This is a genomic window from Bacillus sp. JJ1127, from assembly GCF_036965845.1.
In the GTDB taxonomy this organism is placed as follows: Bacteria; Bacillota; Bacilli; order Bacillales; family Bacillaceae_G; genus Bacillus_A.
On sequence record NZ_JBALQK010000451.1, the window covers coordinates 1 to 1074 of the forward strand.

Genomic DNA, 1074 nt, shown 5'->3' on the forward strand with positions numbered 1-1074 from the left:
GTTTTTATTGATATCTAGCTTGTATTAAGAATCGGTGCTGTTTTACATCAAAATACCCTTTTTGTAAGATCAATTGATGTATATTATATAACTTGTTGTAATATTTTTCAGTAGTAAACTCAGGGATTTGCCAAGGTATTGCTTTTAGATAGTAGATTAAAGCACCGATGTCATAAAATCTTTGAAGTGGGAACTCTTCTTTTGATTTTAAAATGGTAAAACCGTTTTGCTGTAACGCGTTACAGGCTGTTTCTAAAGTCCAATCTGCATATTCTTGATTAAGTGGTACGCTCAAGTGTTCATTGATTTCAGCACAGTCAAGCCCGCCTACTTGTTGGGTAAGAAATATGCCGTTTGGAGATAGAATTCTTTTTACCTCTGATGCTACATAGGATTCATGTTGATTTAAAATTAAATCGAATTGTTTATCAGCAAATGGTAAAGCATTATCGCTAGCTACTTCTACAACTTTTACACCTAAAGGTTCTAATTTGTTTTTTGCTATCGGGATATTTGGGGTATAGCCTTCAGTCGCATAAACAGAAGGGGGAAAGGGTTTTAACATTGATAAAAACTCTCCGCCACCTGTTCCCATATCCAGCATAGCATTTGCATTTTGTATAAGCTGAAAGGCCATACTACCATATGACCAAGATAGTAACTGACTCTTCATGCGACCAGTTTCTGTAATAAAGGAAAAATCCCACCCACTAAAGCTTGTATTTGCGTTTTCTAAAAGTGCTAAAAATAATTTATCATGTTTCATGTTACATCCTCCTGCTCGTTATGTTAAAAATAGAGTAAACGAACATAAATGGAGGACCTCTAATTAAAATATATCGTTGTTATGTTTCATGTTCTAGTATTTTCATAAGGAACCACTCCTGATAAAGGCATGTTATTTTATTTTCTAGATTTACAAGTATAATACCTGCTGAAAGTGGATTTAATAGGAAATAAGAAATACCCTTGCTTCAAAGAAGAAACAAGGGTATTTCTTATTTTTTAATTGAAAGGCCATATACAAGTGTTTCACTAGGGCTCGTAATACTAAATCCAGTCGTTTTATAATCG

The 1074-nt window shown here is 33.7% G+C and carries 1 protein-coding gene; it reads right to left on the reverse strand.

What is annotated here, in order from left to right; genetic code table 11:
* Nucleotides 1-4: 4 nt before the first annotated feature.
* On the reverse strand, nucleotides 5-766 hold the full coding sequence (locus tag V7183_RS25805) for a class I SAM-dependent methyltransferase (RefSeq protein WP_335361318.1): 762 nt from the start codon (nucleotides 764-766) through the stop codon (nucleotides 5-7).
* Nucleotides 767-1074: the final 308 nt, after the last annotated feature.